This is a genomic window from Marinobacter lutaoensis (assembly GCF_001981305.1).
In the GTDB taxonomy this organism is placed as follows: domain Bacteria; phylum Pseudomonadota; class Gammaproteobacteria; order Pseudomonadales; family Oleiphilaceae; genus Marinobacter; species Marinobacter lutaoensis.
On record NZ_MSCW01000010.1, the window covers coordinates 39,821 to 64,756 of the forward strand.

Below are 24,936 nucleotides of genomic sequence, written 5' to 3' on the forward strand. Positions count from 1 at the left end.
TGGTCAACAGCCAGACCGTTCGCCTCTTGATGCTTCCCGATACCGGCCACTCCGGCCGTGCCGGATCCAGACGTACCGGTGTTTCCGGACGACGCAAGGGCGTATAGCCGGCGAAGTGTCCTTCGCCGGCTGCGTTCCGTCCTGTCAGCGTTTGCCAAGCATTTTCTGCTTGAGGTCCTTCTGAGCCGGCTTGTCGGACAACCAGATGCCGAACAGGGCCTTCTTGAAGGCCAGGTCGCCTACGGTATCCTTGTACTCACCGTTCTTCAGGACCCGAACCCCCTGCCCCGGCAGATACACCAGATCGAACACATCGCCTTCCTTGATTTCTTCCTGGAACACGGCCATGAAGCGGTCGATGTCATCCTGAATCGGTGCGGTGTTGCCATGGGTGGAAGCCTCGAATCCGTCCATGGTGGCCTCCGTCATCCGCTCGCTGGTGATCATGCCCGAGATGATGTGCAGCGTGATCGCCTGGGGTTCATCGGCGTTGATCACCGCCTCCCCATCATTAACGCTCTCGGGAACATAGAGCCCCCCGACGTACAGGTCCATGAACCACTTGGAGCGGGTGCCGGCACCGTTGAGCTTTAGCTCGGTGCCCATCGCCTGATAGGTATCCGGGACCTCCACGCCATCCACGGTCAGGGCGGAGGCCGGCGCGGACAGAGCCGCGGTCAGCATCAGACTGGCAAAGCCTGCAGATAGAGCCTTCTTCATAGTCCTTTCCTTTTCCTTATTATTCACGTGTTCATTCGTCACCGGGGTCGACGCCCGACCCGCCCGGTCCAGGCATTCTAGCAGCGGCCGGGCAGCCCGGAGCGCCACCTGGTTCTCATTTGCAGGGGATTAAAACAGAAAAGCCGGCCCGTTGCATGGGCCGGCTTGTCGCTGCCGGGCGTCAGGACAGCACTACTTGAACAGCAGGCTTCCCGACAGCCCTTCCTTCTCCAGGATTTCCCGAAGCCGACGCAGCGCCTCAACCTGGATCTGTCGTACCCGCTCACGGGTCAGGCCGATTTCCTGACCGACCTCCTCCAACGTGCTCACGGGGTAACCGCGCAGACCAAAGCGACGAGACAGGACCTCCTGTTGTTTGTCGCTGAGCTGGTCAATCCACTTCTCCAGGCAGGAGCACATGTTGTTATCCTGCAAGACATCCGCCGGGTCACTGGCGCCTTCATCGGCGACCGTATCCATCAGCGACTTGTCACCACCGGAACCGATCGGGGTGTCCATGGAAGCCACCCGCTCGTTCAGGCCGAGCAGTCGCTTAACGTCTTCCACCGGCTTGTCCACCACCCGGGCGATTTCCTCCGCCGACGGTTCGTGGTCCAGTTTCTGGGTCAGTTCCCGGGAGGCCCTCAGATACAGATTCAGTTCCTTGACCACGTGAATTGGCAGGCGAATGGTGCGGGTCTGATTCATGATGGCCCGCTCAATGGTCTGCCGAATCCACCAGGTGGCGTAGGTGGAAAAACGGAACCCCCGCTCCGGATCGAACTTCTCAACCGCGCGGATCAGCCCCAGATTGCCTTCCTCGATCAGGTCCAGAAGGGTCAGCCCACGGTTGACGTACCGGCGGGCGATCTTGACCACCAGACGCAGGTTGCTTTCGATCATGCGCTTGCGCCCGGCTTCCTCGCCCTTGCGGGCCAGTCGCGCGAAGTAAACTTCTTCCTCGGGGGTCAGAAGGGGGGAAAACCCGATTTCGTTGAGATATAGCTGGGTGGCGTCCAGCTGTTTCTGGTTGGTGAGATACCGTCCCTGGGTGGAGAAATCCTCTTCCTCGGTCATATCCGTCGCATCCTTGTCGACTTTGTCTTCAGCGATAGCCTGCTCCTCAGTGTCGTCAAGATCCTCGGCACGATCAACGATGATATCTTCTTGCTCGTCAGACATGTCTATTGCCCCGCCTCTCAAAATCCTGCATTGAAGCCCGTTACTTCTTGTTGTTGCGGACACTGTCAGTCTTGCCACCTGGCCTTGCCGGGAGAATGCCGGAACATCGTCCCGGGCCGATGGTCATTGTTGTTCTTTGATTGATTCGAGCGTTCTCGGCTGCCGGGTGGATCAGCGGGGGGGAAGGTAATGGAGGGGGTCGACGGGGTTGCCATTTTTCCGGATTTCAAAATGCAACATGGGCCGCTCCGCTCCGCTGCTTCCTAGCTCCGCAATCACCTGTCCGGCTGTTACGTCCTCCCCTTCCTGCACCAGAATCTTCCGGTTGTGGGCATAAGCACTCAAATAGTGCTCATTATGGTTCACGATAATCAGGTTACCGTATCCAAGCAACCCATTGCCGGCGTACACCACGTTACCGCTGGCTGCGGCCCGGACCGCGTCGCCGGCCTGTCCGGCAATGTCGATGCCCTTGTTGACTTTTCCGGATGTGGAATATCCTGCAATTACAGTGCCACCATGGGGCCAGCGCCAGTTGATCCCCGCCACGGTCTGATTACGATCCGGCAGCGGCTGGTCGCGCCCGGCGGCCCGGGTCACCTTGGGCCGGGGCGCGCTCTTTGGCGTCTGCACCGGCGCCCGGGGCCGTGTTGTGGGCGCGGCGGCGACCTTCGGCTGAGAACCATTGTCACGGGCGGATGTGACAGTTCCACGACGGTCCAGGCGCAACACCTGCCCCACCCGGATGGTCCAGGGCGGGCCGATGCCGTTGGCGCTACCCAACTCGCGGTAGTCCCGGCCATAGCGCCAGGCAATGCTGTACAGGGTTTCACCGGGCTTGACCACGTGCCGGCCCCAGTAAACCGGAGGATTGTAAAGGTCGTCCTGATAGATGGCGGGGGAGTTGCAGCCGCCGAGCCACACCAGAACGATGACGGGAAGCAGCCCCTTCAGGGAACGAGAGCGGGTAAAGGCACCGGAAGGGAACCGCGGGAAGGCCGAGAGGACGGCATGGATGAACCCACGAAAGCTGCTCACAGGAATAAGAATTCTGCTGTTATAGTGAATCCGTATAAAACGGACGAAAAGCCGAGAGGCTTTCTCAAGTTTTTAGAGTAACTTGCTAATTTATTGCATATTTTCTGGACTAATCCAAGTTACTCGGGCGTTACCCTTGTTACCTTGGGGAACACTCATTTTGTGCGCAAGGTAACACTTTCCGTTCGCCCAACCGCTCGATCACCAATACCGTGAGCAACCCGAGAATCGCCAGAGCCAAGGCCGGGAGTACCTGGGGATCCAGACCGGTCACCGCCTGGTAATGGCTTGGCCACAAGTTCGCTTCCTGCAACGGCACCGACTCCCCGGCCCGATTGGTACGCCAGCTGAGGACTTCCCGCCAGGGCCAGACCTTGTTCAGGGAACCCACCATGAAACCGGTCAGCAACGCCAGCACCAGATCGTGACAATGTCGAAAGGCCCAGGTAATCAGCCGCGCCACGGACAGCAGCCCCAGCACGCAGCCAGTCATGAACAGCGCCAGCAGCACCAGTTCTCCATCCCGGATGGCCGCCAACACCGGGGCATACATGCCGATGATGACCAGAATGAAGCTGCCGGAAATGCCGGGCAGGATCATGGCGCAGATGGCCAGCGCCCCCGCCGCCAGAAACGTCAGGGGCGACGGGGCAAGGGCACCGGCGGGCAACGACGTGATCCACCAGGCCGCCCCGGCCCCAGCCAGCAGTGGCCACAGCAGGGCCGGACGCAAACGGCGCACCTGACGCCCCACGTGCCATACGGACGCCAGAATCAGGCCGAAGAAAAAGCTCCAGACCAGAACCGGCTGGCTCTTCAGAGCCAGAGTGATGACCGACGCCAGGGACACGATACTGCACAGAATGCCAGCCACCAGGCTCAGGAGAAAACGGCCATCGCACGCTTGCCAGAAGGCCCTGACGTGCCCTTTCAGCAGATGCCGGAAAATGGCCACAGGCACCGCGTTAACGGCCGCCAGCAGGCGAAAATAGATGCCTGTGATGAAGGCAATGGTCCCCCCTGAAACCCCCGGCACGATATCCGCCGCGCCCATGGCGATCCCCCGGGCAAACACCCCCGACAGCCGCTGGCCGCGCGCCTCCTGACGGTCTTGTAGGCTCTCGCCCGCCCGCGTCTCGGGTCCCGTCATCGCACCACACCTCCGAGCAGGGGCACAAACATGACCGGCTCCAGCTCCCGACGCTCGTACCGGTCGCCACGGCGCACCACCTCCACCAGTACCTGGGACGATTCTCCCACCGGCGCGATCAACACCCCGTTGTCCGCCAGCTGCTCCAGCAGGGCGGCGGGTACGTCGTTGGGCGCCGCGGTCACCAGAATTCCGTCGAACGGCCCCTGTTCCGGCCAGCCCATGCCACCGTCGGCATGCTTGAGCATGACGTTGCGCAGGCCCAGTTGCCGCAACCGTTCCCGGGCCTTGTCCTGCAGGGGCTTGATCCGTTCGACGCTATACACCTCCCGGACCAGCTGGGCCAGCACGGCCGTCTGGTAACCGGAACCGGTTCCCAGCTCCAATACACGCCCCGGTTCGTGCCGCAGCAGCAATTCGGTCATGCGTGCCACAATGTAAGGCTGTGACAGGGTCTGGCCATAGCCGATCGGTAACGCCGTATCCTCATAGGCCCGATGGGCCAGGGCTTCGTCCACAAAAATGTGACGGGGTACCTGGCCAATCACCTCCAGCACCCGCTCCGACTCGATCCCCGCCTCACGCAGTCGCTGCACCAGCCGCATCCGGGTCCGGCGCGAGGTCATGCCAATTCCCTGAAGTTCGGCGCTCATCGGTAGCCTCCCCCCGGCTGGGGCATGGCTTCCACCCAATCCCGCAGCGGCACCAGGGCCTCGTGGCGGGTCATGTCGATGTGCACCGGGGTAATGGAGACATAGCCTTCCCGCACAGCATGGAAGTCCGTGCCGGGGCCGGCATCGCCGCCTTCGCCGGCGGCGCCGATCCAATACCGCTGCCGGCCCCGGGGGCAGGTCATGGGTACCGCACCCTCGGCCCGCTCGCGATGGCCAAGTCGGGTGACCCGGAACCCCGCCAGCGCATCCCAGGGAACGTCCGGCACGTTGACATTGAGAATGGAACGGGGGCCAAGATTGAGCGGCCGGTCCTGCTCCAGCAGCAGGCGAACCACCCGGGCCGCGGTGTCATAGTGGCCATGCCCCTGGTTGACGAGAGACACGGCAATGGCGGGCAGTCCAAGATGGCGGCCTTCGGTGGCGGCGGCGACGGTGCCGGAATAGATGATGTCGTCACCGAGATTGGCGTGGGTATTGATGCCGGACACCACGCGATCGAACGGCTCGTCGAACAGCCCGTTGACCGCCAAGTGCACGCAGTCCGTCGGTGTGCCGTCCACCGACTGGAACCCGTTCGGATGGCGCTCGACCGTGAGCGGCCGGTTCAGGGTCAATGCATTGCTCGCACCGCTGTGGTCCCGGTCCGGGGCCACCACTTCCAGCTCCCCCAGGCCCTGCAACCCCTCATGGAGGGCGATCAGACCTGGCGAATGCACGCCATCGTCGTTCGATAACAGAATTCGCACCGTGTTCTCCGCTAGCCTTTTATTCGTTATGTCGGCCGAGGCTCATGTCCTCGAGCTCAAAAATATCACTTAAAAGGGTCGTGGCATACTGACCGGGCCGCAGCCGAAATTCGACCTCCAGAGCAGCGTCCTCCCGCCACCGCCACGCCAGGGCCTCGGGCCGGACGACCAGCGGGCGCCGTTCAGGCGCCATGCGGGTGGCCGAGAACAGCCGCTCGAACCCGGGGTGGCGGGCCACCACCGCCCGCTCCAGCTCGCCCTGAGGGCCCTCGGCCAGGGTACCGCCGTCGCCCCATAACGGGCCGGTCGGCGCCCGTTCGGGCGGCGCCGGCTCACCCTCCAGGCACCGGTCCCAGTGGCCGGCCTCGACCCGGGCCGCCAGAACCTCGTTGAACAGCCAGGCCCGGGCGGCGGAGAAGTACATCACTCGCTCGGAATGGGTTTTGTCCCGCCGGTTTCGCGACGAACCGCGGCGACGTTTCAAGGCATCGGGGTCCAGCGCCAGCGCCCGGGTCAGGTTGCTGCCTTGATGACCAAATCGCTGAGGGCCGAAGTAGTTGGGTGCCCCCCGCCGGCCCAGGGTATTCAGGGCCTCTTCTATGGCCGCGCGATCGCCCTCAATATCCCGCAGCACGATGACAAAGCGGTTGCCGGCATGCTCACCACGACGCAGTTTGCGAACCGCCCGCCCCTGGGCAAGCACCGGCCAGTGTGAGGCCACGGCCGCCACCAAGTCCGGGTCTTCCCCCTCCCGCCCGGGACGGTGCAGGCTGAACCACTGGCGGGTGACCGCATGCCGGTCCTTGAGGCCGCAGAAGCCGATATCGAGCGGTCGGCAGCCGGCGATACGAGCCAGCTGGCGGGCCACATACTCGGTGTTGTCGCCGGTTTTCTCCAGGTACAGGCATACGTGTTCGCCGGCGTGACCCATCAGCGTATCGCGGTCCAGTGTCTCGTCGACCCGAAAATCCTCGGGGTGGGTCTTCAGCCGGGCACGGGTCACCCGGCCCTGTGCGGTCGGCCAGCACAGCCGCCAGGGTGTATCACGCTCCTGATGATCGGTCACGAAACGATGGGCTCCAGTAGACAGACGGCCTGGCAGGCGATGCCTTCCTTTCGGCCGGTAAATCCCAGGCGCTCGGTGGTGGTGGCCTTGACGCTGACACAGGCAACCGGCAGCCCCAGGTCGGCGGCGATGTTCCGGCGCATGGCGTCAATGTGAGGGGCCATTTTCGGAGCCTGGGCAATCAGGGTGCTGTCGACATTGACCACCCGATAGCCGGCCTCGGTCACTCGGGCGACGACCCGTCGCAGCAGGTCACGGCTGTCCGCGCCCGCCCACTGGTCGCTGGTATCCGGAAACAGATGCCCGATGTCACCCAGCGCCGCGGCCCCGAGCAGCGCATCGGCCAGGGCATGCAGCAACACATCCCCGTCGGAGTGCGCCACCAGGCCCCGGTCGTGCGGAATCCTGACGCCTCCGAGAATCACCGCGTCGCCGTCGCCAAAGGCGTGGACATCAAAGCCCTGGCCAATTCTCATGCTGCCTCCCGTCGATTGCTTGGAAATGGATGCCATCAGAGCCGGCCGAGGATGAATTCTGCCAGGGCCAGATCCGAGGGAACCGTAATTTTAATGTTATCCGGCCGTCCTTCCACCAGCACCGGCCGGTAACCGGACAATTCCATCGCCGACGCCTCGTCAGTAATCGCGCGCCCGGCCGCCAGGTGGTCCTCCAGGGCCCGGGTCAGTGCCCCGAGCCGGAACATCTGCGGGGTCAGGGCGCGCCACAGTCGGCTGCGGTCAACCGTCACCTCCACTTCGGGAAGGTGATCCGTGACCGCGGCCTGCTTGAGCGTATCCGCCACGGGTGCGGCAAGCAGGCCACCCACCGGATGATCGGCCAGGGTGTCCATCAGGCGCCGGAGATCCTCCCGGTGCACGCACGGCCGGGCGGCATCGTGAACCAAAACCCAGTCGCTGGCGGCAGCCTGCCCAGCCAACGCCCGCAACGCCGACAGCACCGATTCCGCCCGTTCACCGCCGCCGGTGCAGGTTTGTATCCGCGCGTCCCGGGCTGAATGGCAGTCGGGCCACCAACGGTCCCGGGCATGCAGGGCCACCATGCAGCCGGCAAACGGGGCGTGGTCGAGAAGTCGGGACAGGGTGATGTCGAGAATGGAGCGAGCACCAATTTCCAGGTACTGCTTGGGGCGCTCGGCCCCCATGCGCTGGCCAATACCGGCAGCCGGCACGACCAGCCAGTAATTGGCAGAGGTCATGATGCGTAAAGACAAACGGTCATGGACGGGGCCGTCAGTGATCCAGGACCAGGAAGAAGGTTTCGTCCTTCCGGATCAGCCCCAGGTTCATTCGTGCCCTTTCCTCCACCGCGCTCTCTTCGTTGCGAAGGTTCCGGACCTCAGCGTAGAGGCGTTCGTTGCGCGCGGCCAGGTCGGCGTTTTCGGCCCGCTGCTCGGCGATGGCCTGGCGCAGGGACCAAACCTGCGCAAAGCTGCCCTCCCCGACCCACAGGCGCACCTGCAGCAGGAGTATCAGCACGACCAACAGTACCCAAAGGGTTTTCATGTGCAATCCATAGCCCCGGCAAACGAACCAAAAAGCAACGGTGGATGTTGAGTATAGACCTTAGAGTAGATTAGCAACAAATCCATCTAACTGCTTGTGCAAAAAGGCCACCGGCTCCGGAGCAATCGCCGGAGCCGGTGGCCTGGCTCGCTTGCCGCCCGCCGGCGGTCAAGCCACGGGCAGGACTCAGCCTTGTCCTTTGATTTCACTCAGGCCGCGGTACGGCGCCTGGCCGTCCAGGGCTTCCTCGATACGCAGCAGCTGGTTGTACTTGGCCACCCGATCGGAACGGCACAGGGAACCGGTCTTGATCTGCCCGGCGCAAGTGGCCACAGCCAAGTCGGCAATGGTGGTATCCTCGGTTTCCCCGGAACGGTGCGAGATCACCGCAGTGTAGCCGGCCTCCTGGGCCATGCGGATGGCATCCAGGGTTTCGCTCAGGCTGCCAATCTGGTTGAACTTGATCAGGATGGAGTTGGCGATGCCCTTCTCGATACCCTGCTTGAGGATCCGGGTGTTGGTGACGAACAGATCATCACCCACCAGCTGTACCTTGCTACCCAGCTTGTCGGTGAGCACTTTCCAGCCGTCCCAGTCGCTCTCGTCCATACCGTCCTCGATGGAAACGATGGGGTAGCGCTCGCACAGGCCGGCGAGGTAGTCCGCGAAGCCTTCGGAATCGAACGTCTTGCCTTCACCGGAGAGCTGGTACTGCCCGTCCTTGTAGAACTCGGACGAGGCGCAATCCAGGGCCAGGGTAACGTCCTTGCCCAGCTCATAGCCGGCGGTTTCGACGGCTTCCTTGATGGCCGCCAGCGCCGCCTCGTTGGAGGGCAGGTTCGGTGCGAAACCGCCTTCGTCGCCCACGGCGGTGTTCAGTCCTTGGGCCTTAAGCACTTTTTTCAGGCTGTGGAAGATCTCCGCACCCATGCGCAGGGCTTCGGCGAAGCTCTTGGCGGAAACCGGCTGAACCATGAATTCCTGGATGTCGACGTTGTTGTCCGCGTGCTCACCCCCGTTGAGGATGTTCATCATCGGCACCGGCATGGAGAACTTGCCGGGGGTACCGTTGATGTCGGCGATGTGCTCGTACAGCGGCTTGCCCAAGGAGGCGGCGGCGGCTTTGGCAGCGGCCAGGGAGACCGCCAGGATGGCATTGGCACCCAGGTTCGCCTTGTTCTCGGTACCGTCGAGTTCGATCATGATCTGATCCAGCGCCCGCTGGTCGGACGCATCCTTGCCCACCAGAGCCTCGCGGATGGTGGTATTGACGGCGTTCACCGCCTTGGTGACGCCCTTGCCCAGATAGCGGCTGGCATCACCGTCCCGCAGTTCCAGCGCTTCCCGGGAACCGGTGGACGCTCCGGACGGCGCGCAGGCCCGGCCCAGGGTGCCGTCTTCCAGGATCACGTCCGCTTCCACCGTCGGGTTACCGCGGGAATCCAGGACCTCACGGGCTTTGATGTTGGCGATCTTGGTCATTCTTATGGGTCTCCAGAGTGTCAGTACTCAAACGTTTGGCTGTAACGTCAATCCAGCGCACGCGGGTGGGGCCTTGCGATCCCCCTCTGTTAACACAAACACCGCCTATCAGGCGGTGTCGATGGGCTTGAAGCTCTTGACCAGGTCATCCAGGGCTTTGACCCGGGCCAGGAACGGCTCAAGCTGGCTCAGCCTCAGGGCGCAGGGCCCGTCGCACTTGGCCTGATCGGGATCGGGATGCGCTTCCAGGAACAGGCCCGCCAGCCCCTGGGACATGCCCGCCAGTGCCAGGTCCGTGACCTGGGCGCGACGGCCGCCGGCGGAGTCGGAGCGGGCTCCAGGCATCTGCAGTGAGTGGGTTACATCGAAAAACACCGGCACGTTCATCTGCTTCATGATGCCGAAGCCCAGCATGTCGACCACCAGATTGTTGTAGCCGAAACTGGTGCCACGCTCGCACAGGATGACCTTGTCGTTACCGGCCTCCTCGCACTTCTTGATGATGTGGCGCATCTCCTGCGGTGCCAGGAACTGGGCCTTCTTGATGTTGATCACAGCGCCGGTGCGGGCCATGGCCACCACCAGGTCGGTCTGTCGGCTCAGGAACGCGGGCAACTGGATGATGTCGCACACTTGCGCCACCGGCTCGGCCTGGTAAGGCTCGTGCACGTCGGTGATCAGCGGCACCCCAAACTTGTCCTTGATGTCCGCCAGGATCTGCAGACCCTTTTCCAGGCCCGGCCCGCGGAAAGAGTGCACCGAGGACCGGTTGGCCTTGTCATAGGAGGCTTTGAAGACGTAGGGAATGCCCAGGCGGCCACACACGTCGACATAGGCTTCGGCGACCTCGAACGCCAGCTCCCGGGATTCCAGCACGTTCATGCCACCAAACAGCACGAACGGCTTCTCGTTGCCGATGTCGATACCGGCCACGGTCAGATTGCTTTGTGCCATGCTCAGACTCCTTTCTTCTTGTGTGCCAGCGCGGCTTCAACGAAACCCTGGAACAGCGGATGCCCGTCCCGGGGCGTGGAAGTGAACTCCGGGTGGAACTGGCAGGCCACAAACCAAGGATGGTCCGGCGCTTCCACCACCTCCACCAGACGACCGTCGCTGGAGCGGCCGGACACTTTCAGGCCCGCGGCCTCGAGCTGGGGCACGAAACGATTGTTGACCTCATAGCGATGACGGTGGCGCTCGCGGATAACCTTGCGGCCATAGCAGCGGGCGATGGTGGAATCCTCGTCCAGCACGCAGTCCTGGCCACCCAGTCGCATGGTGCCGCCCAGGTCGGAGTCCTCACTACGCTGTTCGCGCTCGCCGCTGGCATCAACCCATTCGGTGATCAGGCCGACCACCGGCTCCGGCGTGTGGCGGCGGAATTCGGTACTGTGGGCGTCTTTCAGGCCGGCCACGTTACGGGCGTACTCGATCACCGCCACCTGCATGCCCAAGCAGATACCCAGATAGGGAATCTTGTTCTCGCGGGCATACTGGACCGTGCGGATCTTGCCTTCCACGCCCCGCTCGCCAAAACCGCCGGGCACCAGAATGGCGTCGGCGGAAGCCAGCACGCCCACGCCGTCACGCTCGATGTCCTCGGAGTCGATGTAGTGGATATTGACCTTGGTACGGGTCTTGATGCCAGCGTGCAGCAGCGCCTCGATCAGGGACTTGTAGGCGTCCAGCAGCTCCATGTACTTGCCGACCATGGCGATGGTGACTTCCTGCTCCGGGTTCATCAAGGCGTCCACCACCGCGTCCCATTCCGACAGGTCTGCCGGGCGGGCATCCAGATTGAAACGCTCGATCACCAGTTGGTCCAGCCCCTGCTCGTGCAGCATCCGCGGAATCGCGTAGATGCTACGGGCATCCTGCAGGGGAATGACCGCCCGTTCCTCGACGTTGGTGAACAGGGCGATCTTGCGACGGGAACTGGCGTCGACCTCGTGCTCGGAACGGCACAGCAGGATGTCCGGCTGCAGGCCGATGGAGCGCATTTCCTTCACCGAATGCTGGGTCGGCTTGGTCTTGATCTCGCCGGCGGTGGCAATGTAGGGCACCAGGGTCAGGTGCATGAACAGCGCGCGCTGCGGCCCTACCTCGACCTTGAGCTGACGGCAGGCCTCCAGGAACGGCAACGACTCGATGTCGCCCACGGTGCCACCGATCTCGATCAGAGCCACGTCGGCGCCGGCGGCGCCTTCCACCACCCGCCGCTTGATTTCGTCGGTGATATGGGGAATCACCTGAACGGTACCGCCCAGGTAATCACCACGACGCTCCTTGCGAATCACTTCCTCGTAGACGCGTCCGGTGGTGAAGTTATTGCGGCGCCCCATCGGGGTGCGGATGAAGCGCTCATAGTGGCCCAGGTCCAGGTCCGTTTCCGCGCCGTCCTCGGTGACGAATACTTCACCGTGCTGGAACGGACTCATGGTGCCGGGATCCACGTTGATGTAGGGGTCCAGCTTGAGAATGGTGACCTTCAGGCCGCGCGCCTCGAGGATGGCTGCCAGGGAGGCAGACGCAATACCTTTCCCCAAGGAAGACACAACACCGCCGGTGACGAAAATATAACGCGTCATGCAGATTCCGTGATTATCTGATTCGGTGAAGGAGGGAGATTGTTCATCTCAAGATGGGACGCCAGACTACCAGAAAGCCCCCCCTGACTCAATCACAATCCCGTTCCACAATCAGCCGCCAGCCGGCCACTGGGGCGCTCCCCGAGTATTGTCCATGGCACCATAAATCGCCAATTCCGATCAGTGTCCAGCCCCCCGCTTCCTGCCTGAAAACCAGCGGAATCCTGGCCCTTTCCCAAGGCGGTACCCCTTGCTCCTGCAACCATTTCTTGACCGGCCTGACAGGACGGTCGGGGGCCGGCCGGAAGCGCTCACCCCCCTGCCTCGTAGATACTCGTATTGCCGGAGCCTCGCCCTGCCGTTCCACCGTGGGATATAGGCCCACACGCCACTCGCCCCACGCCAGGACCCGCCCCGGCGTCACTGCCATCGGCGCCGTCGGTAACGGTGGCCGTTGCGGCACCAGATACAGATGCCGTCGGTAACGCCGCACGGCAAAGCCTTTGCCGAGCAGTTCAGGCTCCCGGTCGGCCCCGGCCCCGCACAACTCCGCCACCACTTGGGACCAGTCCGAACGCGGGGGTAACGGGTAGCCTCCGCGCCGAATCCACCAGCGCACCAAGTTCTGTTGTTCCAGCGGCGACAGTCCGGCCAGGGCCGTCAATGCCAGCCGACCCGAATCATCGCCGCATGACTGCCAGTGGATTTCCGCCAGCCGGTCGTTGAGCCAGGCACTGTCCGCGCAGGCTGTGGCGGTGTGCGCCAGACGACGGTTGAGGCCCGGCCAGCGCGGTTTCAGAACCGGCAGCACAGTATGGCGCAGGAAGTTACGATCAAAACCCGGATCGGTGTTGCTGGGGTCCTCCACCCAGCGCAATCCGGCGCGGGTGGCCCACTGAACCAGCTGGGCACGATCGAAATCCAGCAGCGGCCGGAACAGCCTGCCCCGGCCCAGAGGGCGGTACCGGGGCATGCCGGCCAGCCCGCGCACCCCGGTGCCGCGCAACAGGCGAAACAGGACGGTCTCTGCCTGATCATCGGCATGGTGCGCCATCAGCAACAGATCCCCCGGAGCCAGCAGCGACTCAAACACTTCGTAACGGGCATGCCGGGCCGCCTCCTCCAGGCCAGACGGACCGCCCCCGGCCATCCGCTCGGCCACGGCGACGCGCCGGACCGTCAGTTCGACACCCAGCGTTTGGCACAGCTCCCGACAGAACGACTCGGTTTCACCGGCATTGGGCTGCAGCTGATGATTGACGTGAATGGCTTTCGGGCGGGCGGCACCGGCGTGGCCGTGGCACGCCAGATGCAGCAACAGTGTGGAGTCCAGGCCGCCGCTGACGGCAACCCAAAGACGCCGGTGTTCCGGGAGGGACCTGACCGCGACGCACAATGCTTCCGGCCAGGCAAAACCAGACGCGGGCTCAGCGCCCGCCGTCATAACGGGTCAGCCGCTCGTAGCGCCGGGACACCAGCTCGTCCACCGGCAGCCGGGACAGTTCCGCAACGCCGCCGGCGAGCACCTCGTGCAACGCCTCCGCCATGGCCTGCGGGTTGCGGTGGGCACCGCCCAGCGGTTCTTCGATGACCGTGTCGGCGATCCCCAGCTCCTTCAGGCGATCGGCGGTTACGCCCATGGCCTCGGCGGCCTGGGCGGCGTATTCGGCACTCTTCCAGAGGATCGAGGCGCACCCCTCCGGCGAGATCACCGCGTAGGTGGAGTATTGCAGCATATTGAGCTGATCGCACACGCCGATCGCCAGGGCACCACCGGAGCCGCCCTCGCCAATCACCGTGGAGATGATGGGCGTGCGCAGCCGCGACATCACCGCCAGGTTGTAGGCGATGGCCTCGCTCTGGCCACGCTCTTCGGCGCCAATCCCCGGGTACGCGCCCGGGGTATCGATGAAGGTGAGGATGGGCATTTTGAAGCGCTCGGCCATTTCCATCAGGCGCAGGGCCTTACGGTAACCCTCGGGCCTGGGCATGCCGAAGTTGCGCTTGACCTTGTCCCGGACCTCGCGCCCCTTCTGGTGGCCGATCACCATGACCGGCTTGCCGTCCAGGCGCGCGGTGCCACCAACGATGGACAGGTCGTCGGCGTAGCGGCGATCTCCGTGCAACTCGTCAAAGTCATCGAAGATCATCTCGATGTAGTCGAGCGTGTAGGGCCTGCGGGGGTGGCGGGCCAGCCGGGCGATGTCCCAGGGCTGGAGATTGGAGAAGATGCTCTCCGTCAAGCTGACGCTTTTTTTCTTGAGACGGTTGATCTCGTCGGTGATGTTGATATCGGTGTCGTTGCCCACCATGCGAAGCTCTTCGATCTTGGCTTCCAGGTCGGCGATCGGCTGTTCGAAATCCAGGTAGTTAGGGTTCATGATGTTCCAATCATTTGATTGCCTGGCGGCACGGGTGCCGCCGTAACCAGAATTTGGGACAAAGATAGCAGCGCCCGAAGTCCGGCTAAAGCGGACATTGGTATGAGGCCGGTTTCTGACAAAACCGTAATCCTCCAGCCTCGAATGCCCGCGCGTCCGGCCCCACCCCGGTTCGCCGAAAACCGTTCACCTAATCATAGACCAGTTCCACGGATTGATCGCCCACCAGGTAGCGGAGCTCCAGCAGCAGCTTGTCATCCGGCTGCACCCGCCAGGACTCGCCCAGCTCGATCCGTGTGCTGGCCTGCGGGCTGGTGTATTCGATCCAGACCGGGCTGCCCTGGCTGCGGAATGGGGCCAGCACCTCTCCGAGCTTGTCCAGCAGGCCGTTCTGCAGCTGATCGGAGTGCAGGCACAACTTCAGGCCCCGGCTGAAGGTCTGCCGCGCCGTGGCCACGTCCATGACCGAGTTGACCCGCATCTTCAGCTGTCCCGAGTAATCGTCGTGGCTGACCACGCCCTCCACCACAATGACCTGGTCCGACTGCAGCAGCTCCCGGTTCTCGAAGAAAGCTTCCGAGAACAAGGTGGCCTCGATCCGGGCGCTGCGGTCATCCAGAGTGATGAAACACATAGTGGAACCGGTCTTGGTTTTCATGGTGCGTTGCGCCACCACCAAACCGGCCACCCGCTGCGGCGACTTGGACGGTTTCAGGTCGGCGATGGCAGAGCGGACGAACCGGCGCACCTCCGGCTCGTATTCATCGAAGGGGTGCCCGGTCAGGTACAAGCCCAGGGTATCCTTCTCACCCTTGAGGCGCTCCTTCTCCGGCCACTCCCGGACGTGCGCAACGTCGGCGTAGGGGTCGTCGCCGTCACCGCCGGCCAGCATGTCGCCAAACATGTCGACCATCCCGGCGGCAGCGTTCCGGGATTGCTGGTCCGCCTGCTGGATGGCCTTGTCGATGCAGGCCATCATCTGCGCCCGGCCGGGACCGAGCTTGTCCATGGCTCCGGCACGAATCAAGGCTTCCAGGGCCCGCTTGTTGACCTTGCGCAGGTCGACACGGCAGCAGAAGTCGAACATGTCCTTGAACGGCCCACCGGCCTTACGGGCGGTGACAATACTGTCAATGGGCCCTTCCCCCAGGCCCTTGATCGCGCCAAGACCGTAGACAATCTGCCCGTCATCGTTGACGGTAAAGGTGTATTCGGAGGTGTTGACGTCCGGCAGCACCAGGTCGAGCTTCATGCTGCGGCATTCCTCGACCAGGGTCACCACCTTGTCGGTGTTCTGCATATCGGCGGTGAGTACCGCCGCCATGAATTCGGCCGGGTAATGGGCCTTGAGCCAGAGCGTCTGGTAGGACACCAGCGCGTAGGCCGCGGAGTGGGACTTGTTGAAACCGTAACCGGCGAACTTCTCCACCAGGTCGAAGATGTTCTCGGCCAGGTGCCGGTCAATGCCATTGTTCTCGCAGCCATCGAGGAATACCGCCTTCTGCTTGGCCATTTCCTCGGGTTTTTTCTTGCCCATGGCACGCCGCAGCATGTCGGCGCCGCCGAGCGTATAGCCGGCCATCACCTGGGCAATCTGCATGACCTGCTCCTGGTACAGAATGACCCCGTAGGTGGGCTCCAGGATCGGCTTCAGCCCTTCGTACTGGTAATCCGGGTGTGGATACGACAGGGGCTGGCGACCATGTTTCCGGTCAATGAAGTCGTCCACCATCCCCGACTGCAGCGGCCCCGGGCGGAACAGGGCCACCAGGGCGATCATGTCTTCCAGGGAATCCGGCTGCAGGCGGCGGATCAGGTCCTTCATACCTCGGGATTCCAGCTGGAACACCGCCGTGGTCTCGGCGCGCTTGAGCATGTCGAACGAGGCTTTGTCGTCCAGTGGGATGGCACTGATATCCAAAGGCGGTTCGCCCCGTTTTTCACGGCGTGGGTTGATCATGTTCAGAGCCCACTTGATGATGGTCAGCGTGCGCAGCCCCAGAAAGTCGAACTTGACCAGCCCCGCCTCTTCCACATCGCCCTTGTCGAACTGGGTGACCAAGCTGCCCCCCTCGTCGTCACAGTACAGCGGCGAGAAGTCGGTAATCTTGGTCGGGGCGATGACCACGCCACCGGCGTGCTTGCCGGCGTTCCGGCACACCCCCTCCAGTTTCAGGGCCATTTCCCAGATTTCCTGGGCCTCTTCGTCCTGCTCCAGGAATTCCTTAAGCTGGGGCTCCTGCTCCAGGGCCTTGTTCAGGGTCATGCCCACTTCGAACGGAATCAGCTTGGACAGCTTGTCCGCCAGACCGTAGGACTTGCCCTGCACCCGCGCCACGTCGCGCACCACCGCCTTGGCGGCCATGGTACCGAAGGTGATGATCTGGGACACCGCCTCGCGACCGTACTTGCGGGCGGTGTACTCGATGACCCGGTCCCGCCCCTCCATGCAGAAGTCCACGTCGAAGTCGGGCATGGACACCCGCTCCGGGTTCAGGAAGCGCTCGAACAGCAAGTCGTACTGCAGCGGGTCCAGATCGGTGATCAGCAGCGCGTAGGCCACCAGCGAGCCGGCCCCGGAACCCCGGCCCGGCCCCACCGGAATGCCGTTGTTCTTGGCCCACTGGATAAAGTCCATCACGATCAAGAAGTAGCCCGGAAAGCCCATCTGGGTGATGATGTCCAGCTCGAAGTTCAGGCGATCGTAATACACCGCCCGTTTCGTCTCGTACTCCGGGTCGTCCTTGCTGAGAATGGTTGCCAGACGCTTCTCCAACCCCTCCTCGGAGACCTGACGAAAATATTCGTCCATGGTCATGCCCTCGGGGATCGGGTAATTGGGCAGGAAGTACTCCCCCATCCGGACCTTCACCGAACAACGCCGGGCGATCTCCAGGGTGTTCTCGATGGCCTCGGGAATGTCCGAGAACAATTCGATCATTTCCTCGGGGGTGCGCAGGTACTGCTGATCGCTGAAGCGCCGCTCACGACGGGGATCGTCCAGCGTCCGCCCCTCGCCGATGCAGACCCGGGCCTCGTGGGCCTCGAAGTCCTCTGCCTCCAGAAAGTGCACGTCGTTGGTGGCCACCACCGGCAGCCCCATGTCCGCCGCCAGCGCCACACTCAGGTGCAGGCAATCCTCGTCTCCCGGGCGGCCGGTGCGCTGCAGTTCCAGGTAGTAGCTGTCCGGGTAGAGATCGCGCCAGTAGGCGGCACGCTCCCGGGCCAGTTCCTCCTTGCCCGCCAGCAGGGCCTTGCCAACATCCCCGAGCTTGGCGCCGGACAGTGCGATCAGCCCTTCCCGGCGCGCTTCCAGCCAGCGCTTTTCGATGATCGGCTTGCCGAAGCGCTGGCCGTCGGTATAGCCCAGGGACACGATTTCGGTGAGATTGAGGTAACCATCGCCGTTCCGCGCCAGCAACGTCAGACGGAACGGATTGTCCGGCTCATCCGGGTTCTCCAGCCACAGATCGGCGCCGATGATGGGCTTGACGCCGGCCCCCAGGGCCGCCTTGTAGAACCGGACCAGGGAGCACATATTCGATTGCTCGGTCAGCCCCACCGCGGGCATGCCCAGCTCGGCGACACGACTGACCAGCGGTTTCACCCGCACCAGCCCGTCGACCATGGAGTATTCGGAGTGTACGCGTAGATGTACGAAAGTCTCTGCCATAGATTGGGGCATTCCTGCTTGGATTCGGTTTGAAGCCGGTCAGCGGCGCATCAGGGCCCGGATACCGGCTTCAGTCTGGGCACCGAAGCGGGCTTCCCGCAAGCTGCCGTCCGGGGCCACCACGAAGGTCGCCGGCAGCCCCACCGGCGAGGTCCAGCCCAGAGCCGGTCCCGGATCCTGGGCCAGCAGCGTGAATTCGATGCCCATGCGCGCGCCCAGCGCACTCAGTTCGGAGCCGGTAACGCCGTCGAAGTTGACGCCGAGAACGGTGATGTCCGGGGCCGAGTCCAGGGCATTGAGCGCCGGAATTTCCTCCCAGCACGGCTGGCACCATTCCGCCCAGTAGTTCACCAGTACCCACTGGCCACGCAGCGCATCCCACTCGATCGGCGGACCGCCGATCCGCTCGAACGACGGTGGCTGACAGCCGCCCAGCCATGCCGTGGCGCCCCCCAGCAATAGCGCCAGGGCCACACGACGGGCTCGCGTTCCAACAGGGTACTGCACGGTGCCTCCTCCTGTTAGACTAACGGGCCTGTTCAACCCGCAACGTCCATTCAGATAGTCAGGCGAGAAGATGACAGAAGCCACCCGGATTTTCCACAACCCGCGCTGTTCCAAGTCGCGACAAACCCTTGAGCTGCTGACCGAGCGCGGCGTCGAACCGGAGATTATACGCTACCTGGAGACCCCTCCGACAGCGCAGGAACTGGAACACATCCTTGACCTGCTCGGACTCGAGCCACGCCAGCTGATGCGCACCAAGGAACCCGAGTACAAGGCGCTGGGCCTGGACAACCCGGAGCTGACCCGGGCGCAGCTGATCCAGGCAATGGTGACGACCCCGAAACTGATCGAGCGGCCGATCGTGCTGGCCAACGGCAAGGCCGCCATCGGCCGTCCCCCGGAACGGGTTCTGGACATCCTATGACCGACACCACCCCCTATCTTCTGATTCTCTACTACAGCCGCAACGGGCAAACCGCCGAAATGGCGACCCAGATCGGTCGTGGCGTGGCCCGCGTCCCCGGCATCGAGGCCCGTCTGCGCACGGTGCCTCCGGTATCGCCGGACACCGAGGCCACCCTGCCGCCGGTACCCGATACCGGCGCCCCTTACGCCACCAAGGCCGACCTCGCCGGCTGTGCCGGGCTGGCGCTGGGTAGCCCCACCCGTTTCGGCAACATGGCCGCGCCGCTGAAGCATTTTCTCGACAGCACCGGCGACCTCTGGCTGAGCGGCGCCCTGGCAGGCAAGCCCGCTGGCGCGTTCACCTCCACCGGCAGCCTGCACGGTGGCCAGGAAGCCACCCTGCTGACCATGATGCTGCCTCTGCTACACCACGGCATGGTGCTGTGTGGCCTGCCCTACACCGAAAACGCCCTGTCCGAGACCCAAACCGGAGGTACGCCCTACGGCCCCTCCCACTGGGCCGGCACCGGCCCGCAGCAACCCCTGAGTGACCATGAAAAACACCTGTGCCAGGCCTTTGGCCAACGGCTGGCACGCCTGGCCCTGAAACTCTCCGACTGATGCGAACATCCGCTATGCTTCACAATGACAACGCCCGGGTTACAGCCCGCCTGACCACGCTCTGCTATCTGGCGGTACTGGCCACCCTGGTGATCACCACGTTTGTGCCCGCTCCGATCGAGGGGGTGTCCGTGCCTCTGATGCTGACCGTCAAACTGGTTCCCCTGCTGGCGTTTCTGGTACCGGTGTTCCGGGGCAACAACCGCGGTTACATCTGGATGGGATTCGTGGTGATCTTCTATTTTACCCAGGCCGTGGTATCCGCCTGGCTCAGCGAGGGGGCGCCGGGGCCGCTGGCGCTGATGATTCTGAGCTTCCTGCTGTTCGTCAGCGCCATGGTTCATTTGAAAATCAACCGCCCGTCCGCCGGCTGACGCTGACGGGCCCACCCCCTGGAGCCCAACGCCATGACCGAACCCGGACCGGCCACGCCACCGCCCCACCCCCAGGGCCCACTGACCCTGCGAGGCTTGTGCGCTGCCCTGATCGCCAGCGGCGAGCTGCGGGAAACGGATGCGGAGCGTGTATTGTCCGGTGATCTGGGCTCGGCCCCCAGGAGCACCGGCGCCGGCCGGCGCCACCCTCTGGAACGGATCGCCGAGGCGGGCCTTACCCGCGCCCGCGACGGCCACCCTCTGGACCTGGAATCCCTGACCCAGTGGCTGGCCGACTGGGCCGGCCAACCTTACCTGCACATCGACCCCCTGCGCATCGACACGCCGGCCATTGCCCGGGTCATGTCCTACGCCTTTGCCCAGCGTCACGGCATCCTGGCGACGGAAATCCACCCCGACCATGTCGTAATTGCCAGCGCCGATCCCTTCAAGACGGACTGGGAAAGCAACCTGCGCCAGGCGTTGCGTAAGGACATCCGCCGGGTGGTGGCCAACCCGGAGGCTATTCGTCGCTATACCGTCGAGTTCTACCAACTGGCCAATTCGGTCAGCAAGGCCAACGGCCAGGGCAGTACCCAGGCCGGTCAGAACATGGAGCAGCTGCTGGATCTGGGCGCCAACGAGAACCCCGACGCCAACGACCAGCACGTGGTGCGGATCGTCGACTGGCTGCTCCAGTATGCCTTCGACCAACGGGCCTCGGACATTCACATCGAACCCCGCCGCGAGGTGACCCGGGTCCGCTTCCGGATCGACGGCGTGCTGCACAGTGTTTACGAATTTCCCGCCCAGGTGGGCGTGGCCGTCACCAGCCGTCTGAAGATTCTAGGGCGGCTGAACGTGGCGGAGAAACGCCGGCCCCAGGACGGCCGCATCAAGACCCGCAAGCCAGACAACAGCGAGGTGGAACTGCGGCTGGCCACCCTGCCCACGGCCTTTGGCGAGAAGATGGTGATGCGGATCTTCGACCCGGACGTTCTGCTGAAGTCCTACGAGCAGCTGGGGTTCGGTCGGGAAGACCGGGAGCGCTGGCAGGCGATCACCCGCCAGCCGCACGGCATCGTGCTGGTCACCGGGCCCACCGGTTCCGGCAAGACCACGACCCTCTATTCCACCCTGCGACAGATCGCCACGCCGGAACTGAACGTCTGCACCATCGAGGACCCCATTGAAATGGTGGAGCCGGCGTTTAACCAGATGCAGGTCCACCCCGGCATCGACCTGACCTTCGCTGCCGGCGTCCGGGCCCTGCTGCGCCAGGATCCGGACATCATCATGATTGGTGAGATCCGCGATCTGGAAACTGCGGAAATGGCGGTGCAGGCCGCCCTGACCGGGCACTTGGTACTGTCGACGCTGCACACCAACGATGCGCCCAGCGCCATTACCCGCCTGATGGAACTGGGGATTGCCCCCTATCTGATCCGGTCCACCGTGCTCGGGGTGATGGCGCAACGCTTGGTGCGCACCCTCTGCCCCCACTGCAAGCAACCAGCCGCCGCGGATGAACAGGCCTGGCAGGCCCTGACCCGCCCCTGGAAAGCCCCGGCACCGGAGCGGTTCCAGCGCCCGGTCGGCTGCCTGGAATGCCGGAACACCGGATACCTCGGACGGGCCGGCGTCTACGAGATCATGACCCTCTCCAGCACCCTGCGTTCCCGGATCACCGATACTTGCGACCTGGACGAGCTGCGGATGGATGCATACAAGGAAGGCATGAAATCGCTGCGACTCAGCGGCGCTCAAAAGGTGGCGGCCGGCCAGACCACCGTCGAGGAAATTCTTCGTGTCACGCCCGGACACCAGGGCTGAACCGTCACCCGCCGGGGCGCATGCCGCATTGCTCCAGCAAACGCTGCCAGGCCTGGGTGTGGTCGCCGATGGCCCGATCCAGCGCCCGCCAAAGGCTGTCCGCCGCCGTTGACGAAAGATAGCGGCGGTACCAGGGGCGGAACGTCTCGGGCATGGTATCGGCCTGTCGTTCCGCCAGTCGGGCCAACGGCCAGATGAGCGCATCCCGGGCCCGGATGACATCGCTCAGATACGGCTGAACCCGGCCGATGTAGATTTTAAAAAACAGGCTGCGGGCAATGTCCGCCTTTGGGTTGGGACGACCATTGAGGCACAGTGGGCGTCCCTCCAGCCGCTGCCGTACCAAGGCGGTGGCATCGTCGAGCCGGGTGACCAGTCGACTTGCCGACTGCAGCAACTGGCCGGCCCGGTAGTCCGCTTGCCAGCGTTGCAGCACCAAATCGAGGAAGTCCAGCGATACCGACAGATCCCCGGCCAGCAGCCGGGCAACCGCGGCGTCCAGTTGCCGGGCTTCCCGGCTGAGATCGGCCACCGGGTTGCCCTCTGCGGCTACCGGATAGTCCCCCTTGGACAGGGTAAACAGCGTCTCCACTTCGGCCGTGCCCCAAGTTGCGTTCCACACCGCCAGGGGCAGCGACGCACGCTTGCTGGCCACGGCCTCCGCCAGCACCGTGCGGAGGTCGTCGTCCGCCAGTGTCGGCATGCACGTCCGGGCCGCCTGAATGAAACGGAGTTCGTAACGGAGCCGGTTGGCCGGCTGCATGACCCGCCCCATGATGGAGTTGCGCTCGCCCACCACGTATTGCAGCTCGCAGCCATACAGGGACAGAAAGTCGAGCATGCCCAGCTCCAGCTCGGGCATGCTCAGGACACGATCACGCCGCCGGGGCATCTGCCGCGGCGGCGTAATGGGAGAATAATGAGGTTCAAGGTCCAGCACCCGAGCCACCCGCTCGAGGTATTCATCCATCATCGGGCGGGCGTCGTTGAAGGGCTGACAGGCCGCCAGCAGCGGCAGGCACAGACACAGCCACCACCGACGGCCCCGGACGGCGGCCACAGGCGTTCCTCCTTGCGGATAGGCGGGAATCACCGCGCCCTGAGCAGCGTATCCACCTCGGCAAAATCCCGGGCGACAAAACGCGACGTCCGGGGCGGATCGCCGTCCCGGACCAACCAGGCGGTTCTCATCCCCGCTGACTCCGCCGCTTCCAGCTCGTCTTCCACGTCCGACAGGAACAGTACGGTGGCCGGCTCCACCCCCAGTTCTTCCAGAATGGCGCGGTAGGAATCGGCCTCCTTCTTACCCCCTATCCGGGTATCGAAATAACCGGAGAAGAACGGCGTGAAGTCCCCTTCTGTGGTGTGCCCGAACAGCAGCTTCTGAGCCTGAACCGAGCCAGAGGAATAGACGAACAGGCGCAAGCCTCGATCGTGCCAGCGCTGCAGGTAATCCGCGGCGTCCGGGTAAATGTGCCCTTTCAGCTCACCGGTCCGGTAACCGTCCTCCCAGACCTGCCCCTGCAGGGCTTTCAGCGGTGTCGACTTGCGGTCTTCCCGGATCCACTGCTGCAACACCGCCACCAGCGCATCCAGATCGTCCCGGTCGACACCGCTCTGCTCGGCCACGGCATCCAGCTGCTCCGCCACCCCCGGCTCCCCGGCATTGGCGCGGACGTACGCCGGCAAGTGCTGGGCGGCATAGGGGAAAAGTACGTCATGCACGAACGAAATCGAGCTGGTGGTGCCCTCAATGTCGGTCAGAATCACCCGGATCATCCGCTCGCCTCCACCAGTGTCTCGTAACGGGGCAACCGCGCGGCGATGTCCTCGCCGGTGAAGTCCGCGACCCATCCCTCGGGGTTGGTGAACAAGCGGATGCAGGTGAAGTCCGGCTCGGGCCCCATGTCAAACCAGTGCGGAGTCCCGTCCGGCACGCTGATCAGGTCGTTCTGCTGGCACAGCAGGGCATAGACCCGGTCCCCCAGGTGCAGGTAGAACAGCCCCTGGCCACGGACGAAGAAGCGGACTTCGTCCTCGCTGTGGGTGTGTTCGTCCAGAAATTTCTGGCGCAGGGCATCCTTCTGGGGATGGTCCGCGGTCAGGCTGACCACGTCCGCGGTCTGGAAGCCGCACTCGGCCTTCAGGCGCGCCACCTCGTCCCGATACGCGGACAGGATCGCCTCCTGGGAAGCCGCCGCCGGCAGTTCCCGGGTTGGCCACTGCTCGAAGCGCACGCCATGGGGTGCCAGCAGGTCCCGGATCCGCTCCGGGTTCTCGGTGACGGACTCCGGGGACTCCGGCCGGCTGGGATCAAAGATGCTCAGGGTGGTCATGGGCGAACCCTCATGGTTTCCAGTTCACATTCAAAGAGAAATTCGAAGGCCTCGACATGGCGCAGGCAGTCGTCCATGGTCCGGCCCCAGGTATACAGGCCATGGCCGCGGATGAGATAACCCGGCTGTTCCGGGTGCGCCCGGAACCAGGCCCGAGTCTGTTCGGCCAGGGCGTCGATATCCTGGCTATTGTCGAACACCGGAACCTGAACGCGCCCTTCGTGGGTATCGACACCGACAAAGGCTTTCTGCAGTTCGTACCCTTCCAGTGTCAGGGGCTGTCCCGGCGGCAACAGGCAGCTCAGAACCGTCGCTTTCACCGAATGAGTGTGCAGCACCGCGCCCACCTCGGGGAACAGCTCGTAGAGCACGGTATGGAGCCGGGTTTCCGCCGACGAGCGGCACTGGCTCTGTACCGGACGTCCGGCCAGGTCCACGACCATGACATCGCCGGCCCCCAGCCGCCCCTTGTGGCGCCCGGACACGGTAATGGCGATGTGCCGCTCATCGATGCGGGCGGAATAATTGCTGCTCGTCGCCGGAGACCAGCCCCGTTGGTACAGGAATCGGCCGGCCTCAACAATGGCGTCGGCGGCGACGGCGTAGCGGGTAACATCAAACACGGTAGCTCTCCAGA

Annotated in this window: 25 protein-coding genes; 4 read left to right on the plus strand and 21 right to left on the minus strand. The window is 63.9% G+C overall.

What is annotated here, in order from left to right; all coding sequences use genetic code 11:
- Window positions 1–144 precede the first annotated feature (144 nt).
- The 17 genes from BTO32_RS15810 to BTO32_RS15890 all read right to left on the minus strand — a co-directional run bounded on the left by BTO32_RS15810 (window position 145) and on the right by BTO32_RS15890 (window position 18,730).
- A complete protein-coding gene (locus tag BTO32_RS15810) occupies window positions 145–720 on the minus strand; it encodes a chalcone isomerase family protein (protein WP_076725629.1) in 576 nt (191 codons plus the stop codon).
- Between the two features lie 192 nt (window positions 721–912).
- Window positions 913–1,902: an RNA polymerase sigma factor RpoS gene (rpoS, locus tag BTO32_RS15815; RefSeq protein ID WP_076725630.1), complete on the minus strand. Its 990-nt coding sequence runs from the start codon at window positions 1,900–1,902 to the stop codon at window positions 913–915.
- A 171-nt stretch (window positions 1,903–2,073) separates the two neighbouring features.
- The gene (locus BTO32_RS15820; RefSeq protein ID WP_176282638.1) at window positions 2,074–2,856 is read right to left on the minus strand and encodes a peptidoglycan DD-metalloendopeptidase family protein; all 783 of its coding nucleotides are present in this window, start codon (window positions 2,854–2,856) and stop codon (window positions 2,074–2,076) included.
- 223 nt (window positions 2,857–3,079) lie between these two features.
- Window positions 3,080–4,090, minus strand: a complete 1,011-nt coding sequence (locus BTO32_RS15825; RefSeq protein WP_076725631.1) for a DUF368 domain-containing protein — start codon at window positions 4,088–4,090, stop codon at window positions 3,080–3,082.
- Complete coding sequence (locus tag BTO32_RS15830) at window positions 4,087–4,743, minus strand: protein-L-isoaspartate(D-aspartate) O-methyltransferase (protein ID WP_076725632.1); 657 nt, start codon at window positions 4,741–4,743, stop codon at window positions 4,087–4,089. Before BTO32_RS15830 ends, BTO32_RS15825 begins: the two co-directional genes overlap by 4 nt.
- A complete protein-coding gene (surE, locus tag BTO32_RS15835) occupies window positions 4,740–5,510 on the minus strand; it encodes a 5'/3'-nucleotidase SurE (RefSeq protein WP_076725633.1) in 771 nt (256 codons plus the stop codon). The genes BTO32_RS15830 and surE overlap by 4 nt, the downstream gene beginning before the upstream one ends.
- Before the next feature lie 19 nt (window positions 5,511–5,529).
- A complete protein-coding gene (gene truD, locus BTO32_RS15840; protein WP_076725634.1) occupies window positions 5,530–6,576 on the minus strand; it encodes a tRNA pseudouridine(13) synthase TruD in 1,047 nt (348 codons plus the stop codon).
- Window positions 6,573–7,052, minus strand: coding sequence for a 2-C-methyl-D-erythritol 2,4-cyclodiphosphate synthase (ispF, locus tag BTO32_RS15845; protein ID WP_076725635.1), 480 nt, complete (start codon window positions 7,050–7,052; stop codon window positions 6,573–6,575). Before ispF ends, truD begins: the two co-directional genes overlap by 4 nt.
- 35 nt (window positions 7,053–7,087) lie before the next feature.
- Window positions 7,088–7,792, minus strand: coding sequence for a 2-C-methyl-D-erythritol 4-phosphate cytidylyltransferase (ispD, locus tag BTO32_RS15850; protein WP_076725636.1), 705 nt, complete (start codon window positions 7,790–7,792; stop codon window positions 7,088–7,090).
- Between the two features lie 34 nt (window positions 7,793–7,826).
- Window positions 7,827–8,099 carry an FtsB family cell division protein gene (locus tag BTO32_RS15855; RefSeq protein WP_076725637.1) on the minus strand — a complete coding sequence of 91 codons (273 nt, stop codon included), beginning with the start codon at window positions 8,097–8,099 and terminating at the stop codon, window positions 7,827–7,829.
- A 186-nt stretch (window positions 8,100–8,285) separates the two neighbouring features.
- Window positions 8,286–9,581, minus strand: coding sequence for a phosphopyruvate hydratase (gene eno, locus BTO32_RS15860; RefSeq protein WP_076725638.1), 1,296 nt, complete (start codon window positions 9,579–9,581; stop codon window positions 8,286–8,288).
- A gap of 108 nt (window positions 9,582–9,689) precedes the next feature.
- Window positions 9,690–10,535: a 3-deoxy-8-phosphooctulonate synthase gene (gene kdsA / locus BTO32_RS15865; RefSeq protein WP_076725639.1), complete on the minus strand. Its 846-nt coding sequence runs from the start codon at window positions 10,533–10,535 to the stop codon at window positions 9,690–9,692.
- Between the two features lie 2 nt (window positions 10,536–10,537).
- Window positions 10,538–12,169, minus strand: a complete 1,632-nt coding sequence (locus BTO32_RS15870; protein WP_076725640.1) for a CTP synthase — start codon at window positions 12,167–12,169, stop codon at window positions 10,538–10,540.
- Between the two features lie 88 nt (window positions 12,170–12,257).
- On the minus strand, window positions 12,258–13,613 hold the full coding sequence (gene tilS / locus BTO32_RS15875) for a tRNA lysidine(34) synthetase TilS (RefSeq protein ID WP_076725641.1): 1,356 nt from the start codon (window positions 13,611–13,613) through the stop codon (window positions 12,258–12,260).
- A complete protein-coding gene (gene accA / locus BTO32_RS15880; protein WP_076725642.1) occupies window positions 13,597–14,550 on the minus strand; it encodes an acetyl-CoA carboxylase carboxyl transferase subunit alpha in 954 nt (317 codons plus the stop codon). The genes tilS and accA overlap by 17 nt, the downstream gene beginning before the upstream one ends.
- A gap of 190 nt (window positions 14,551–14,740) precedes the next feature.
- Window positions 14,741–18,223, minus strand: a complete 3,483-nt coding sequence (dnaE, locus tag BTO32_RS15885) for a DNA polymerase III subunit alpha (RefSeq protein WP_076725643.1) — start codon at window positions 18,221–18,223, stop codon at window positions 14,741–14,743.
- Window positions 18,224–18,262: 39 nt separating this feature from the next.
- Window positions 18,263–18,730 carry a TlpA family protein disulfide reductase gene (locus BTO32_RS15890; protein WP_076725644.1) on the minus strand — a complete coding sequence of 156 codons (468 nt, stop codon included), beginning with the start codon at window positions 18,728–18,730 and terminating at the stop codon, window positions 18,263–18,265.
- A 70-nt stretch (window positions 18,731–18,800) separates the two neighbouring features.
- Between BTO32_RS15890 and arsC the strand changes: the two genes are divergently transcribed.
- Genes arsC through tfpB form a run of 4 tightly spaced genes read left to right on the plus strand, consistent with a single transcriptional unit; the run spans window position 18,801 to window position 21,963 of the window.
- Window positions 18,801–19,154 (plus strand): arsenate reductase (glutaredoxin), encoded by a 354-nt coding sequence (gene arsC / locus BTO32_RS15895; protein ID WP_076725645.1) that lies wholly within the window; start codon window positions 18,801–18,803, stop codon window positions 19,152–19,154.
- A complete protein-coding gene (gene wrbA / locus BTO32_RS15900; RefSeq protein ID WP_076725646.1) occupies window positions 19,151–19,756 on the plus strand; it encodes an NAD(P)H:quinone oxidoreductase in 606 nt (201 codons plus the stop codon). Before arsC ends, wrbA begins: the two co-directional genes overlap by 4 nt.
- A gap of 14 nt (window positions 19,757–19,770) precedes the next feature.
- Window positions 19,771–20,130 carry a DUF2069 domain-containing protein gene (locus tag BTO32_RS15905; RefSeq protein ID WP_076725647.1) on the plus strand — a complete coding sequence of 120 codons (360 nt, stop codon included), beginning with the start codon at window positions 19,771–19,773 and terminating at the stop codon, window positions 20,128–20,130.
- A 33-nt stretch (window positions 20,131–20,163) separates the two neighbouring features.
- Window positions 20,164–21,963 carry a type IV pilus assembly ATPase TfpB gene (gene tfpB / locus BTO32_RS15910; protein WP_076725648.1) on the plus strand — a complete coding sequence of 600 codons (1,800 nt, stop codon included), beginning with the start codon at window positions 20,164–20,166 and terminating at the stop codon, window positions 21,961–21,963.
- Window positions 21,964–21,967: 4 nt separating this feature from the next.
- Here the strand turns inward: tfpB and BTO32_RS15915 are convergent, their stop codons facing one another.
- The 4 genes from BTO32_RS15915 to BTO32_RS15930 are packed head-to-tail and all read right to left on the minus strand — an operon-like array spanning window position 21,968 to window position 24,922.
- Complete coding sequence (locus BTO32_RS15915) at window positions 21,968–23,023, minus strand: DUF3080 domain-containing protein (protein ID WP_076725649.1); 1,056 nt, start codon at window positions 23,021–23,023, stop codon at window positions 21,968–21,970.
- Between the two features lie 29 nt (window positions 23,024–23,052).
- Window positions 23,053–23,742, minus strand: coding sequence for an acireductone synthase (gene mtnC, locus BTO32_RS15920; RefSeq protein WP_076725650.1), 690 nt, complete (start codon window positions 23,740–23,742; stop codon window positions 23,053–23,055).
- Window positions 23,739–24,299, minus strand: a complete 561-nt coding sequence (locus tag BTO32_RS15925; RefSeq protein ID WP_076725651.1) for a 1,2-dihydroxy-3-keto-5-methylthiopentene dioxygenase — start codon at window positions 24,297–24,299, stop codon at window positions 23,739–23,741. The genes mtnC and BTO32_RS15925 overlap by 4 nt, the downstream gene beginning before the upstream one ends.
- On the minus strand, window positions 24,296–24,922 hold the full coding sequence (locus tag BTO32_RS15930) for a methylthioribulose 1-phosphate dehydratase (protein WP_076725652.1): 627 nt from the start codon (window positions 24,920–24,922) through the stop codon (window positions 24,296–24,298). The genes BTO32_RS15925 and BTO32_RS15930 overlap by 4 nt, the downstream gene beginning before the upstream one ends.
- Between the last annotated feature and the right edge of the window lie 14 nt (window positions 24,923–24,936).